The 13431-nt window shown below is 67.3% G+C and carries 14 protein-coding genes; 12 read left to right on the top strand and 2 right to left on the bottom strand.

Annotation, left to right across the window (positions count from 1 at the left end; translation table 11 throughout):
- Window positions 1-153: 153 nt before the first annotated feature.
- The 4 genes from mshA (at window position 154) to ACEE23_RS09405 (ending at window position 4266) form a co-directional block, all read left to right on the top strand.
- On the top strand, window positions 154-1419 hold the full coding sequence (gene mshA / locus ACEE23_RS09420) for a D-inositol-3-phosphate glycosyltransferase (protein WP_368520886.1): 1266 nt from the start codon (window positions 154-156) through the stop codon (window positions 1417-1419).
- A 42-nt stretch (window positions 1420-1461) separates the two neighbouring features.
- Window positions 1462-2208: a phosphoglyceromutase gene (locus ACEE23_RS09415; RefSeq protein ID WP_368520885.1), complete on the top strand. Its 747-nt coding sequence runs from the start codon at window positions 1462-1464 to the stop codon at window positions 2206-2208.
- Between the two features lie 109 nt (window positions 2209-2317).
- A complete protein-coding gene (locus ACEE23_RS09410; protein ID WP_448872176.1) occupies window positions 2318-3571 on the top strand; it encodes a sensor histidine kinase in 1254 nt (417 codons plus the stop codon).
- The gene (locus ACEE23_RS09405) at window positions 3568-4266 is read left to right on the top strand and encodes a response regulator transcription factor (RefSeq protein WP_368521369.1); all 699 of its coding nucleotides are present in this window, start codon (window positions 3568-3570) and stop codon (window positions 4264-4266) included. Before ACEE23_RS09410 ends, ACEE23_RS09405 begins: the two co-directional genes overlap by 4 nt.
- Window positions 4267-4368: 102 nt before the next feature.
- Here ACEE23_RS09405 and ACEE23_RS09400 read toward each other — a convergent pair whose 3' ends face one another.
- Window positions 4369-5274 carry a hypothetical protein gene (locus ACEE23_RS09400; protein ID WP_368520882.1) on the bottom strand — a complete coding sequence of 302 codons (906 nt, stop codon included), beginning with the start codon at window positions 5272-5274 and terminating at the stop codon, window positions 4369-4371.
- 33 nt (window positions 5275-5307) lie between these two features.
- Between ACEE23_RS09400 and ACEE23_RS09395 the strand changes: the two genes are divergently transcribed.
- The 5 genes from ACEE23_RS09395 to ACEE23_RS09375 all read left to right on the top strand — a co-directional run bounded on the left by ACEE23_RS09395 (window position 5308) and on the right by ACEE23_RS09375 (window position 9188).
- The gene (locus tag ACEE23_RS09395; RefSeq protein ID WP_368520881.1) at window positions 5308-6237 is read left to right on the top strand and encodes a Ppx/GppA phosphatase family protein; all 930 of its coding nucleotides are present in this window, start codon (window positions 5308-5310) and stop codon (window positions 6235-6237) included.
- Window positions 6238-6252: 15 nt separating this feature from the next.
- Window positions 6253-7245, top strand: coding sequence for a hypothetical protein (locus ACEE23_RS09390; protein ID WP_368521368.1), 993 nt, complete (start codon window positions 6253-6255; stop codon window positions 7243-7245).
- Between the two features lie 201 nt (window positions 7246-7446).
- Entirely contained in the window at window positions 7447-8244 is a 798-nt protein-coding gene (gene proC / locus ACEE23_RS09385) for a pyrroline-5-carboxylate reductase (RefSeq protein ID WP_368520879.1), read from the top strand.
- 315 nt (window positions 8245-8559) lie between these two features.
- Window positions 8560-8751, top strand: coding sequence for a helix-turn-helix domain-containing protein (locus ACEE23_RS09380; protein ID WP_070768923.1), 192 nt, complete (start codon window positions 8560-8562; stop codon window positions 8749-8751).
- A 335-nt stretch (window positions 8752-9086) separates the two neighbouring features.
- Complete coding sequence (locus ACEE23_RS09375) at window positions 9087-9188, top strand: 30S ribosomal protein bS22 (RefSeq protein ID WP_003855542.1); 102 nt, start codon at window positions 9087-9089, stop codon at window positions 9186-9188.
- A gap of 102 nt (window positions 9189-9290) precedes the next feature.
- Here ACEE23_RS09375 and ACEE23_RS09370 read toward each other — a convergent pair whose 3' ends face one another.
- On the bottom strand, window positions 9291-10355 hold the full coding sequence (locus ACEE23_RS09370) for an HAD family hydrolase (protein WP_368520878.1): 1065 nt from the start codon (window positions 10353-10355) through the stop codon (window positions 9291-9293).
- 229 nt (window positions 10356-10584) lie between these two features.
- Between ACEE23_RS09370 and ACEE23_RS09365 the strand changes: the two genes are divergently transcribed.
- From ACEE23_RS09365 to hemC, 3 genes are all read left to right on the top strand, one after another.
- Window positions 10585-10803 carry a glutaredoxin family protein gene (locus tag ACEE23_RS09365; RefSeq protein ID WP_368520899.1) on the top strand — a complete coding sequence of 73 codons (219 nt, stop codon included), beginning with the start codon at window positions 10585-10587 and terminating at the stop codon, window positions 10801-10803.
- Window positions 10804-11015: 212 nt separating this feature from the next.
- Window positions 11016-12368 carry a glutamyl-tRNA reductase gene (locus ACEE23_RS09360; RefSeq protein WP_368520877.1) on the top strand — a complete coding sequence of 451 codons (1353 nt, stop codon included), beginning with the start codon at window positions 11016-11018 and terminating at the stop codon, window positions 12366-12368.
- Window positions 12369-13265, top strand: coding sequence for a hydroxymethylbilane synthase (gene hemC / locus ACEE23_RS09355; RefSeq protein WP_368520876.1), 897 nt, complete (start codon window positions 12369-12371; stop codon window positions 13263-13265).
- The last annotated feature ends 166 nt before the right edge of the window (window positions 13266-13431 follow it).

The following is a 13431-nucleotide window of genomic DNA, read 5'->3' as shown; positions in this document are numbered from 1 at the left end:
CAAGCGTAGGTTGTGCTTCCCCTAGTATAACGACGCGGCAACGCGCGGCCGCACGGCGCGGGCGCCGCCCCGGCATCAGGCGGCACTCCGGGAAGCGGTGACGCAGGCAACACCGCGGCGGCGAGAGCCCCGGCGGTATTAGACTGGGGCGCCATGCGCGTGGCGATGATTTCAATGCACACTTCCCCCATCGAGCAGCCCGGGACGGGCGATGCCGGGGGAATGAACGTTTACGTGCTCAACACCGCCAAGGAACTGGCGCTGCAGGGCGTTGAAGTAGACGTATATACCCGGGCGACCCGGCCCAGCCAGGGCGAGGTCGTAGAAGTTAGCGAGCACCTGCGGGTCATCAACGTGGTGGCCGGGCCTTACGAGGGGCTGGAGAAGGAAGACCTGCCCACGCAGCTGGCCGCCTTTGCCGGCGGGATGGTCGAATACGTCAAGTGCCACGGCCTGCACTACGACATCATCCACTCCCACTACTGGCTCTCCGGCCAGGTGGGCTGGCTGCTGCGGGACCTGTGGGGCGTGCCGCTGGTGCACACCGCGCACACCCTCGCCGCGGTGAAAAACGCCTACCGCAGCGACGACGACGCCCGCGAATCCGAGGCCCGGCGCATCTGCGAGCAGCAGCTGGTGGACAACGCCGACCTGCTGGTGGTCAACACCGTCGACGAGGCCCGCGAGCTGGCCGAGCACTACGACGCCCCGGCCGAGCGGATCGTCACCGTCGCGCCGGGCGCGGACACCAAGCTGTTTACCCCGGGCAGCGACCGCAACACCGAACGCGCCCGCCGCGAGCTGGGCCTGCCGCTGCACAGCAAGGTCATCGCGTTCGTGGGGCGCCTGCAGAAATTCAAGGGCCCGGAGGTACTCATCCGCGCCACCGCGGAGATCTTCCGCCGGGAACCGCTGCGCAACCTCCGCGTGGTCATCTGCGGCGGGCCCTCCGGGGCCGGAGCTAGCCCGCAGGCCTACGCGGACCTGGCGCGCGAGCTGGGAGTGGACCGCCGCGTGCGTTTTTTAAGCCCGCGCCCGCCGGAGGAGCTGGTGGCGCTCTACCAGGCCGCGGATATCGTGGCCGTGCCCAGCTACAACGAGTCCTTCGGGCTGGTGGCCGTGGAGGCCCAGGCCTCCGGCACCCCGGTGGTGGCCGCCCGCGTCGGCGGCCTGCCGATCGCCGTCGAGGACGGCGTGACCGGCCTGCTGGTGGACTCGCACGAGCCGGAGGACTGGGCCGACGCGCTGGAGGAGCTGCTCGATGATGACGAGCGGCGCATCGCGATGGGGGAGGCGGCCGTGCCGCACGCCGAGCGCTTTAGCTGGGAGGCCGCCGCCACCGAGCTAGTCGCGGTCTACCAGCGCGCGCTGACCGCGGAGATCCCCAACTGTCATCCGCGTCATGCCACCGGGGGCTAGAATTTCGCGGCGGTGCAGCCCGTTTCGTGGCATGCTGGAGGCATGACTAACGGAAAACTCATCCTATTGCGTCACGGACAATCCCAATGGAACGAGTCCAACCAGTTCACCGGCTGGGTGGATGTCGACCTGACCGAGAAGGGGGAGGCCGAGGCCAAGCGCGGCGGCGAGCTGCTGGCTTCCGAAAACCTCCTGCCCGACGTGCTGTACACCTCGCTGCTGCGCCGCGCTATCCGCACGGCGAACATCGCGCTGAACGCGGCCAACCGCCACTGGATCCCGGTCACCCGCGACTGGCGCCTCAACGAGCGCCACTACGGCGCTCTGCAGGGCCTGAACAAGGCCGAGACCAAGGACAAGTTCGGCGAAGAGCAGTTCATGGCGTGGCGCCGCTCCTACGACACCCCGCCGCCCGAGCTGGCCGATGACGCGGAGTACTCCCAGTCGGAGGATCCGCGCTACGCGGACCTGGACCAGGTCCCGCGCACCGAGTGCCTCAAGGACGTCGTCGCCCGCCTGGTGCCCTACTTCGAGGAAGAGATCCTGCCGCGCGTGAAAAACGGCGAGAAGGTCCTGGTCGCCGCGCACGGCAACTCCCTGCGCGCGCTGGTCAAGCACCTGGATCAGATTTCGGACGAGGACATCGCCGGCCTGAACATCCCGACCGGCATCCCGCTGGTCTACGAGGTGGACGCCTCCGGCAAGGTGGTCAACCCGGGCGGTACCTACCTGGATCCGGAAGCCGCTGAAGCCGGGGCTGCCGCCGTGGCGGCCCAGGGCGGCAAGTAGCATTTAGGTAGGTACGAAAACTATCTAGCCGCGCCCGAGGGGCCAGGATCGGACAAGTCGGTGATCTGCGGGGTCCCCGGGCGCGTTGACAACCGAGGAAGGCGCGAGCGTGGGAAACGTTCTGGCATTTGTGGCCGGTGCAGTGGTCTGCGCACTGGTCCTGCCCTTGGTGCGCTGGGTGCGCGGGCGGATCCAGCGTTTCCGCACGACGGCGACCGCGGACTCGAACCAGGTCACCACCGTCAGCCAGGTGCTGCACCTGACCATCCAGGGCGCGAACACTGGCGTGGTGGTGGTCGACCGCGGCGGCGCGGTCATCTTGTCGAACCCGGCCGCGCACACCATGTCCCTGGTCCACGACCGCGCGGTGCGCCCGGACGTGTGGCAGGTCGCCCAGGAGGTCTACGAGGACCACGAGGAACGCGGCCTCGACCTGTCCATCCCGAAGCGGCGCACCGGCAACCGCGTGACCCAGGTGCACGCGCTGATTAAGCCGCTGACCCTGAACGACAACCGGTTTATCACCGTCTTCGGCACGGACGAGTCCGAGCACGTGCGCATGGAAAACGCCCGCCGCGACTTCGTGGCCAACGTCTCCCACGAGCTCAAGACCCCGGTCGGGGGCATCGCCCTGCTCACCGAGGCACTGCTGGAGGACCCGGAGGACCCGGAGCACGTCAAGTACTTCGGGGCCAAGGCCCACCAGGAGGCCAACCGCATGGCGGAGATGGTCACCGAGCTGATTTCCCTGTCCAAGCTGCAGGGCGCGGAGGCGCTGCCGGAGATGGAGCCGCTGCGCATCGACGACGTTATCGACGAGGCGATCCAGCGCAACCAGCTGGCCGCCGACAACCATAACATCGACCTCATCCGTGGCAGCAACAGCGGGGTGCTCATCTGGGGCGACAAGCCGCTGCTGGTCACCGCGGTGTCCAACCTGATTACGAATGCCATCAACTACTCGCCGGAGGCGCTGCCGGTGTCCATCTCGCAGAAGGTGGTGGGCACCGACATCGTGCACATCCGGGTCACCGACCGCGGCATCGGCATCGCCCCGGAGAACCAAAAGCGCGTCTTTGAGCGCTTTTACCGGGTAGACAAGGCCCGATCCCGGCAAACGGGCGGCACTGGCTTAGGATTAGCCATAGTGAAGCACGTGGTGGCCAACCATGGTGGCAATATTAAGCTATGGTCGCGGCCCGGCACCGGGTCCACGTTCACCATCGAGCTTCCTATTTATCACGAACCAGCCCCGGCGGAAGGTCCCCCGGACACGGACAACAAGAGTGAGAATAAAGCTACGTCGGGTCTGCACAACGCAGTCGCCCGGGTGGCAGCAAGGCGAAAGGATAAAGCATCATGACGACCATCCTCATCGTGGAAGACGAGGAGTCCTTGGCTGATCCACTGGCGTTCCTACTGCGGAAGGAGGGCTTTAGCCCGATCGTGGCCCACGACGGCCAGACCGCGCTGGACAAGTTCGCCAACAACAGCGTTGACATCGTCCTGCTCGACCTGATGCTGCCCGGCATGTCCGGCACCGACGTCTGCAAGCAACTGCGCGCCATCTCCTCCGTGCCCGTCATCATGGTCACCGCCCGCGACTCCGAGATCGACAAGGTCGTCGGCCTGGAGCTGGGTGCTGACGACTACGTGACCAAGCCGTACTCCTCCCGCGAGCTCATCGCCCGCATCCGCGCGGTCCTGCGCCGCGGCCACGAGGCCGCCCCGGCGGCCGAGGAGCAGGACTTCGACGAGCAGATCCTGGAAGGCGGCCGTGTGCGCATGGACGTCGAGCGCCACACCGTCTGCGTGGACGGCGACCCGGTGCCCATGCCGCTGAAGGAATTCGACCTGCTGGAATACCTGCTGCGCAACGCCGGCCGCGTGCTGACCCGCGGTCAGCTCATCGACCGCATCTGGGGCGCCGATTACGTCGGCGACACCAAGACCCTGGACGTGCACGTCAAGCGCCTGCGCTCCAAGATTGAGGCCGAGCCCTCCCAGCCCAAGCACCTGGTGACCGTGCGCGGCCTGGGCTACAAATTCGACCTCTAGCCGAACCTTTCCGGGCTTTCCCGAGCCTTGCTTGGGCCCCGCCCCGCGGCCGCGCGCCGCGGGTCTTTCGCCTTTCTTGGGGCCTTAGGCGCGGGGGTGTTCCTACTGCTTGCGCGCGGCGCTGGCCGGGTGCTGGAGCAGCGGCACGCCGGCGCGGGCGGCCTGCTCGCGGGCGGTGCAGTGCTCGGCGAGGACCTGGTAGTTTTCGGCGCCCATGAGCGCGATGAGCTCGGTGCGCTGGGAGCGCCACATCGGCTCCGCGCTGGTGTGGCAGGACGGGTTGGACGAGCAGTACCAGTCGAAGTCCTCGCCGCCGTCGCCCCAGCCGCGGCGGTCGTATTCGCCGATGGTGGTGCGCAGGATCTCCTGCCCGTCGGGGCGGTCCTCGAAGTCCTCGTAGCGGCGCAGGGGCAGCTGCCAGCAGACCTCCGGTTTGACCACGGTGAGCTCCTGGTCGGCATCGATAGCCCACTGGTGCAGCGCGCAGCCGGCGCCCGTGGCCCAGCCGGCGCGGTTGGCGAAGATGCACGCCCCGCCCACCAGCGGGGTCTTCAGCGCCGGCTCCGGCTCGCCGTCGTCGCCGTCGAGTTCGTCCCAGACCAGCCAGGGCTCGAGCTCGTCGTCGGCCGCGCGCTCCTGGCGCTCCAAGTAGGCGTCGGTGTCCGCGGGGCGGTGCTGCCAGTACTTGGCCGGCATGTTCGCCACGGCATCGTAGAGCTGATCGCGGTCCTGTTCGTCGGCCATGTAGGCGCCGTGTACGCAGCAGCCGACGTCTGGCTGGTTGCTGTCGATACCGGGGCAGGCTGCGGTGCCGAACTGACAGGAGTAGAAGGACTCCACCCAGGTCAAGTCGATGGAAAAGACGTGGTAGGGGTCATCGACGTCGGTAAATTCGAACCACTCCCGGGGGAAATCTGGAGCCAATTCGGTCCCGGCTGCGATCGATTTACCGGCTGGTGAGGAGGCCGGAAAACCAAGATAAACTTCACTAGACTTCGGGCGATTCACACTTTAATACCGTAGACCTACTACGCTAGACGTGTGCGATTAGGTGTATTAGACGTGGGGAGCAACACGGTCCATCTCGTGGCGGTCGATGCCCAGACCGGCGGGCGGCCCACTCCCATGAGTGACTGGAAAACTCCCCTGCGGTTGGTGGAGCAGCTGGACAAGGACGGCAACATCCACTCCAAGGGCGTGAAGAAGCTGGTGGCTGCCGTCAAGGAGGCTGCCGAGTTGGGCAACAAGCTCAACTGCGACGAGTTCATTCCGATCGCGACCTCTGCGGTGCGTTCGGCGAAGAACTCCGAGCAGGTCCTCAAGGAGGTGGAGAAGGAGACCGGCGTCCGGCTGGAGATCCTCTCCGGCGAGGATGAGGCGCGCCTGACCTACCTGGCGGTGCGCCGCTGGTACGGCTGGTCCGCCGGCCGCATCACCAATATGGACATTGGCGGCGGCTCCCTGGAGCTCACCACCGGCACCGAAGAATTCCCGGACCTGGCCTTCTCCCTGGACCTGGGCGCGGGCCGCCTGACCCACAACTGGTTTGATACCGATCCGCCGGCCAAGAAGAAGGTCAGCATGCTGCGCGACTACATCGACGCCGAGCTGGTCGACGCCACCAAGCGCATGCGCGACCAGGGCCCAGCTGGCATGGCCGTGGGCACCTCGAAGACCCTGCGTACCCTGGCCCGCCTGACCGGCGCGGCCCCGTCCTCGGAAGGCCCGTTTGTTAAGCGCACGCTGACCGCGCCGGGCCTGCGCCAGCTGATTAGCTTCATCTCCCGCATGACTGCGGCTGACAGGGCGGACCTGGAAGGGGTAAGTTCAGACCGGTCCCACCAGATCGTGGCGGGTGCCTTAGTGGCCGAAGCCTCGATGCGGGCATTAGGCTTAGAGAAAATGGAAATTTGTCCGTGGGCCCTGCGCGAGGGTGTCATCTTGCGCCGGCTGGACAAGGGTCAAGGATAGGAAGACAACACAGACATGGCTGACGATAAACAGTTGACCGTGGCGGAGCTCCTGGCCCGCAACAAGGCGAGCAAGGGTGCCGACTCCGCCGCGGGCGAGGAACCGAAGCGCCGCCGCCGGCGCCGCAGCCTCGACGAGGGCGGCGTCTCCGTGGCCGAGCTGACCGGCAACCTGAGCAAGGTGGACTCCGCCCCGCACGAGTCCAAGCACTCCAGCGTGCCCATGGATACCCCGGCACCGGTCATCCCCGCCCCGAAGGACGACAAGGACGCCAAGAGCGCCAAGGCCTCCACCGCTGCCGACGCACCGGCTGCGAAGTCTCAGACCAAGGCCGCTGCCAAGGCCGACGTTAAGACGTCCGAGACCAAGGCTGACGCGAAGAAGGCGGAAGCCAAGGCCGGCACCGAGGCGGCCCACCAGCCCTCCGATGACGCGACCGCCGTCATCCAGAAGGTGACCGACGAGCCGGCCCCGGCGGCGAAGAAGCCGGCCGCCAAGACTGCCAAGGCCGACAAGTCCCAGCCCGCTGCGGCCAAGGAGCCGAAGGACCCGCGGATCGCGGCCGCTAGCGCGGACGAGACCGGCGAGATCCCGGTCGTCGAGGACCCGGCCAAGCCGGCCGCTACGGCTGCGGCCACCGGCGGGGCGACCGCCTTTAGCGCGACCTCCGCGCAGGACAGCGCGGCCGACAAGGAGCTGGCCCGCCAGGACGCTTCCGACGAGGTGGCCGCGGACGCCGACGGCGAGGACGAGAAGCTCAACCCGGTGGCCGTGGTGCTGCTGGCCGTAATCGGCATCGTGCTGGGCGCGGTGGTCTTCAAGGGCTTCGAGATCCTCTGGGACCGCTTCAACGGCGTCCTGGTCTCCATCCTGGCCGTGCTGGTCACCGTCATCATGGTCGGCGTGGTCCACGCCCTGCGCACCGCCCGTGACGGCTTCTCCATGGGCCTGGCCGCCGTGGTGGGCCTGCTGCTCACCTTCGGCCCGCTGCTCATCTTGGTCCTCTAGAGCACGCTTCTAGCTTTTCGCTCCCGCACCCCGGGGCGCCGGTTCGATTCTCCGGCGGCCCCGGGGTGTTGGTCTATCCGGGACAGGGGCGGTCCCGCGGCAGGATCGGGCCCGCGGCAGGGTTGGTCCCGCGGCGGGATTGGGCTCGCGGCAGGGTAGGGAAGGTGGCCGCGGCCGCGGCGGCTGTGGCAGGCTGGGGACATGACGAAAATTACAGTTTTAGGCGGCGGAAATATCGGCGAGGCCCTCATTGCGGGGCTGGTAGCTAAGGGCTACGAAGGCGCCGATATCACCGCGACCAACCGCAGCAAGGACCGCAGCGAGTACCTGGAAACCACCTACGGGGTCACCACCACGGCGGACAACTCCGCGGCCGTCAAGGACGCGGACTACGTCTTCGCGTGCTTGAAGCCCTACGGGATCGTCTCGGTGCTGGAGGAAGTGGCAGACAGCCTGCCGGAGGGTGCCGTGGTGGCCTCCATGGCCGCCGGCGTGACCCTGGAGGCCATGGAGACGGCCGCGGGGTCTAAGACCCCGGTGGTGCGCGTGATGCCCAATACGCCCATGCTGGTGGGCAAGGGCATGTGCGCCTGCGCGCCGGGCCGCAGCGTCACGGAGGAGCAGCTGGAGGGCGTGCAGGAGCTCCTTAGCGCGGTTGGCGAGGTTGTAACGGTGGGCGAGGCCGACATGGACGCGGTGACCGCCCTGGCCGGCTCCGCGCCGGCCTACTACTTCTTGGTCACGGAGGCGCTCGTGGACGCCGGCGTGCAGCTGGGGCTCAAGCGCGACGTGGCGGAGAAGCTGGCGGGCCAGGCCGCTGCCGGCGCCGGGGCGATGCTCGCCGAGTCCGGCGACTCGGCCTCCCAGCTGCGCATCAACGTCTCCTCGCCGGGCGGCACGACGGTGGCCGCCCTGCGTGAGCTGGAGGAGTCCGGCCTGCGTGGCGCCTTCTTCCGCGCGGCCGAGGCCTGTGCCACCCGCTCCCAGGAGCTGGGCTAAGGCGGCGGGCCACGGGCCGAGTAAAGGCCCGGGTAGAGGGCCGCTCCTATCTCTGCGACTATTCCCAGGGAATTACAGGCGTCCCTTTACCTCCCCCGATGTGGGGGTATATATGTAACGCTCGTGACTAGTCGGGACAGTAGTGAACCCTGTTGTGCCGGAGTTTTTCTGGGCGAGAAATAGATTTCTGGGAAAACTTTTCCACTCAAGTCGTACTAGTCACAAGTTTCACGATAGGCTGGTTCAAGCACGTGCGTGTTCGTCCTGTGGGAGGGGAAGCCTACAGCGCGCCACGGGCTGAAGGGTTAGATAAATATGGTTAATGAAGAAAAGGGAACCTTTCTGACGGTCGCTGAGGTCGCAGAGATCATGCGAGTCTCCAAGATGACCGTTTACCGTCTGGTTCACGCTGGCGACCTGCCGGCAGTCCGCGTCGGGCGCTCCTTCCGCGTCCACGAGACCGCCGTGAGCGAGTACCTGAAGTCCTCCACCTACGGAGTCGGCTAAAGGTTGCTCCTCCCGCCACCCGGCGGGCCGGTTGCTTTCTACCAAGCGCAGCACCCTCCTCTTCCTGCCAGCGGGCAGGAGGTGGAGGGCGCTGTCATTTTTAGAGGTCAGGCTGCGGGGACGAGCGGGCGGTTTTGGGTCACCGGCGCACAACCAGTAATATAAGCACCATTCGTGTCGGCTTATTCTCGCCGCCGCCGCGCCGGCTGCCCGGGCTCGTCCCGGTCGGTTCGGTAGGGCAGCCCGGGCAGAGTGCACCTGCGGGGTATGGCAGGCGAGCGTTAGACCGCCGGCAGGTTTAGTACGTACTATCCGCGAAAGTGAGGAAACCAGCAATGGGTTCTGTTATCAAGAAGCGCCGCAAGCGCATGTCCAAGAAGAAGCACCGCAAGATGCTGCGCCGCACCCGCGTCCAGCGTCGTAAGCTGGGCAAGTAAAACTTCTTGCCGCTTTGGCCCCGCCACCCGGGTTCCCCGGGTCGCGGGGTCTTGGTGTGTCTTGAGGTCGTGCTGTGTCCGCGGGCCGTTGCGCGCCGGTGGCTAGCTGCGGGAGGCCTTCCAGCCGCGCCACCCGCGCCAGCCGCCCAGGGAGAAGGCGGCGGTGATCAGCGCGGGCAGGCCGTAGGTGCGGATGGCCCGGCGCACGGAGCGGTAGTCGCGGATGAGCCAGCCGCGGTCCACGGCCAGGTTGCGCAGCTTATTGTCCGGGTTGATGGCCACCGCGGTGCCCACCATGGACAGCATGGGCACGTCGTTGGCCGAGTCCGAGTAGGCCGTGCAGCGCTTGAGCTCTAGGCCCTCCAGCGTGGCGAGGGCGGCCACGGCGTGCTTCTTGCCGGGCCCGTGGAGGATATCGCCCACCAGACGGCCGGTGAACTTGCCGTCCTCGACCTCCGCGACGGTGCCCAGTGCCCCGGTGAAGCCGTAGCGCTTGGCCAGGATCTGGGCCAGCTGGACCGGGGTGGCGGTGACCAGCCAGACCTGCTGGCCGGCGTTGATGTGCATCTGGGCCAGCTCAGTCGTGCCCGGGTAGGCCTTGCGTAGCAGGGAGTGGTCGACAATCTCCTCGCAGAGCTGGGTTAGCTCGTCGACGGAGCGGCCCTTGATAAACTCCAGGGCCTGGCTGCGGCCGGCGGCGACATCGGCGGCGTTTTCCGCCCCGGAAATCCGAAACTTCAGCTGCTTCCAGGCGATAGGGGCGATCTCCCGGAACTTGAAGAAGCGCCGGCGGGCCAGGCCGAGGGCGAAAAGCACCAGGGACGAGCCCTGGATGAGCGTGTTGTCCACGTCGAAGAAGGCGGCCGCCCCGGCGTCCTGGGGGATGTCCGGGTCTGGGGTGGTAAGACGCAGCCCGCCCGCGGCGTTGAGCGAGCCGCTGACCGAGTCGACCCCGGAATGATAGGAATCCAGGTCGATGTCGAAGAACATCTCGACCGCCTGGGAAGCCGCGGCCTCGCCGGCGGCGCGCTGGGAGGCGTCGTCCAGCGGGGCAAGCGCGGAGTTTTCCAGGAAGTTACGCAGGTTTCCGCGGCTGGCCGTCCAGTTGGCCAGAAAGTCGCGCGGGTTCAACGGCAAGCCGTTGGCGGGGTCGGTCGGGTGATTCACTGTGGCAGGGTCAAGCTTCCTAGACGGGATGTGATCGCGTAGGGGATGGGGCGGGTAACGTATCTATAGTAAACGCTAGCCCGGAGCTTGTCTTAGTTAACCCTTCGACCGCCCCCGGGCAGGGATTGCCCTAAAAAATTTAGGTCAAGGATTGGTGCAAGGAGTGGGCGCGGCAGTGGCTGTAAAGACGGAAGGGGCCGGTGGCTCTGGCCGGCACGTGGTGGAGCTGATGGTGCGCAGCACCTGCGGTTCGTGCGCGCGGGTGCGCGAGCAGATCGCCCCGGTGGTTGCGGCCGCGGGCGCGGAGCTGCGCGTGGTGGACGTGGATAGCGCCCCGGAGCTGGCCGTCGAATTCGGGGACCGCGTGCCCGTGGTCGTGGTCGACGAGGAGGAGTTTTCCTGCTGGGAAGTCGACAACGCGGAGCTGGCCCAGGAATTGGCGCGCTAGTTCGCGGGTTGCACCGAGCGGATGGGCCCGTGGTGCGCGGTGGGGCGGCGTCTAACAGGACGCGCGGTTCGTGAATTCCGCGCCCAACAGGTATCCTTTTGGTTGATTTGAATCAATAATTTGGTTGATCGTGGTGAGGATTCATCACTGAGCGGGGTTAAGGCGCAGGTCGCCTGCCTGCTGGCAAGTCTAGTGGAGTGGAGGAATGCTGCATGAGCGTGCTCGTCGTGGGAATGTCCCACCAGTCGGCGCCCGTGGCGCTGCTGGAGCAGCTAAGCATGGATGAACAGGTGCAACACAGCGCGTGTGCGAAGTTGGTGGAGGCCAGTTCGCTGTCCGAGGCGATGATCATCTCCACCTGTAACCGGCTGGAGGTCTACACCGTCACCAACTCCTTTCACACCGGGGTCGAAGACGTCATCGGGACGCTGCACGCGGTCTCCGGCGTCGATGTGGAGCGCCTGCGCAGCTACCTCTACGTCCGCTACGCCGACGCCGCCGCGGAGCACCTCATGCTGGTGGCCTGCGGGCTCGACTCCATGGTGATGGGGGAGCAGCAGATCATCGGCCAGGTGCGCACCGCCTACCAGCACGCCGCCGAGCAAGGCACCGTGGGCCCGCGCATCCACGCCCTGGCGCAGTCGGCGCTGCACGCCGGAAAGCGCGTGCACTCGGAGACCGATATTGATGACGCGGGCGCGTCCATGGTCTCCTTCGCCTTCGACCAGGCGCTCACGGCCATGGGGGTCAGCGATCTCCAGGGCAAGACCGCCCTCGTGCTGGGCGCGGGCGCCATGGCCTCCCTGGCCGCCACGCACGCCGGCCGCCTGGGTATCGACAAGCTCATCATTGCCAACCGCACCCGGGAGCGCGCCGAGCGCCTGGCCGGGCACGCGGAGCAGGCCGGCGTCCACGCCGAGGTCGTCGACTTCGCCGACCGGGCCGGGGCCCTGGACCACGTCGATCTGGCGGTCTCTGCCACCGGCGCCGACAACTTCACCATCACGGCCGACGACCTGCCCGCCGGGCGCGAGATGATGCTCGTGGACCTGTCCCTGCCGCGCGATATTGACGACGCAGTGACCGAGGATGACAACGTCAACCTGGTCAACATCGAGCGGCTGAGCAAGTCGCTGCAGGCCGCCGGCACCGAGGTCGGCGCCGCCCGGGACCCGCACGTGCAGGCCCGCCAGATCGTGGACCAGGAGCTGGCGGAGTACTCCTCGGCGCAGCGCGTGCGCGACGTGGTCCCGGCCGTGTCCGCCCTGCGTCGCCGCGCCGCCAACCTGGTCGAATGCGAGCTGGCCCGGCTGGAGCAGAAATCCCCGGACCTCAACGAGGACCAGATGAAAGACGTGCGCTATTCGCTCAAGCGCGTGGTGGACAAGCTGCTGCACGAGCCGACCGTGCGCGCCAAGAAGCTGGCCGCCCAGTCCGGTACCGTCAGCCACGAGACCGCGCTGCAGGAGCTGTTCGGCCTGCAGCTGGAAGGCACCGGTGTCTCCGTCGACGTGGACGACCTGCCGGCGGCGGAGACCATTGTTAACTCGCGAAAGGACGTTTAAGTGACCCTCAAGATTGGCACCCGCGGCTCCCAGCTGGCCACCACCCAGGCCGGCCACGTGCGCGATTGGTTAACTGCGAACGGCTACCCGGCCGAGCTGCACATCGTGACCACCGCCGGCGACGTGAACATGGCCCCGGTTGAGCGCATCGGCGTCGGCGTGTTCACCCAGGCGCTGCGCGAGGCGCTGCAGGCCGGCGAGTGCGACATCGCCGTGCACTCCTTCAAGGACCTGCCCACCGCCCCGGACGAGCGCTTCCGCCTGGTCGTGCCCCAGCGCGAGGACCACCGCGAGGCGCTCATCGCCCGCGACGGCCTGGCCCTGGCCGACCTGCCGGAAGGCGCGCGCGTGGGCACCTCCGCGCCGCGGCGCATCTCCCAGCTGAAGGCCCTGCGCCCGGACCTGGACATCCGCCCGCTGCGCGGCAACATCGAAACCCGCATGGGCAAGGTGACCTCCGGCGAGCTGGACGCGGTCATGTTGGCGTATGCCGGCCTGGTGCGCGCCGGCTACGGCGAGCGCGCCACCGAGGTCTTCGACCCGGAGACCATCATGCCGGCCCCGGCCCAGGGCGCCCTGGCCGTGGAGGCCCGCGTCGACGACGAGGAGGCCGTCGCCGCTATCAACACGCTCCTGGACGCCGAGGCCATGGCCCAGGCCGCCGGGGAGCGCACCGTGCTCGCCCGCCTGGAGGCCGGCTGCACCGCCCCGGTGGCGGCTACCTCCCACCTGGCCGACGGGCAGATCACCGTCCGCGGCGGGGTCTTCGCCCTGGACGGGACCCGCCAGATCCTGGCCGAGGCCACCGGCGAGGTCGAGCGCGCCGCGCAGCTGGGAACCGAGGTCTCCGACTCGCTCTTTGCCCAAGGGGCGGCCGAGATTCTCGGCGAGAGCTAGGGATGAGCTAGGGATTTCGGCGCCCGCGAGTTTTTGATTGCGGGCGCTGATTAATTTAAGGTGTATCTAGCACATGATCATTATGCACTGATGATCCGGCCCCTCGAAAAGGCGTCCCGGGACCTGTGTCCTGGGATTTTTGGCCGTTAAATAGCCTTTCGACGAA

Source organism: Corynebacterium sp. 32222D000AT, from assembly GCF_053546955.1.
This window is presented reverse-complemented; position numbering and strand designations above follow the sequence as displayed.

What these genes read in the sequence shown, in the direction of transcription:
- ACEE23_RS09365 (WP_368520899.1), top strand. Translation starts at nt 10,585, where the DNA reads ATGGTGCGCAGCACCTGCGGTTCGTGCGCGCGGGTGCGCGAGCAGATC.
- ACEE23_RS09405 (WP_368521369.1), top strand. Translation starts at nt 3,568, where the DNA reads ATGACGACCATCCTCATCGTGGAAGACGAGGAGTCCTTGGCTGATCCA.
- ACEE23_RS09380 (WP_070768923.1), top strand. Translation starts at nt 8,560, where the DNA reads ATGGTTAATGAAGAAAAGGGAACCTTTCTGACGGTCGCTGAGGTCGCA.
- ACEE23_RS09415 (WP_368520885.1), top strand. Translation starts at nt 1,462, where the DNA reads ATGACTAACGGAAAACTCATCCTATTGCGTCACGGACAATCCCAATGG.
- ACEE23_RS09390 (WP_368521368.1), top strand. Translation starts at nt 6,253, where the DNA reads ATGGCTGACGATAAACAGTTGACCGTGGCGGAGCTCCTGGCCCGCAAC.
- mshA (WP_368520886.1), top strand. Translation starts at nt 154, where the DNA reads ATGCGCGTGGCGATGATTTCAATGCACACTTCCCCCATCGAGCAGCCC.
- ACEE23_RS09375 (WP_003855542.1), top strand. Translation starts at nt 9,087, where the DNA reads ATGGGTTCTGTTATCAAGAAGCGCCGCAAGCGCATGTCCAAGAAGAAG.
- ACEE23_RS09360 (WP_368520877.1), top strand. Translation starts at nt 11,016, where the DNA reads ATGAGCGTGCTCGTCGTGGGAATGTCCCACCAGTCGGCGCCCGTGGCG.
- proC (WP_368520879.1), top strand. Translation starts at nt 7,447, where the DNA reads ATGACGAAAATTACAGTTTTAGGCGGCGGAAATATCGGCGAGGCCCTC.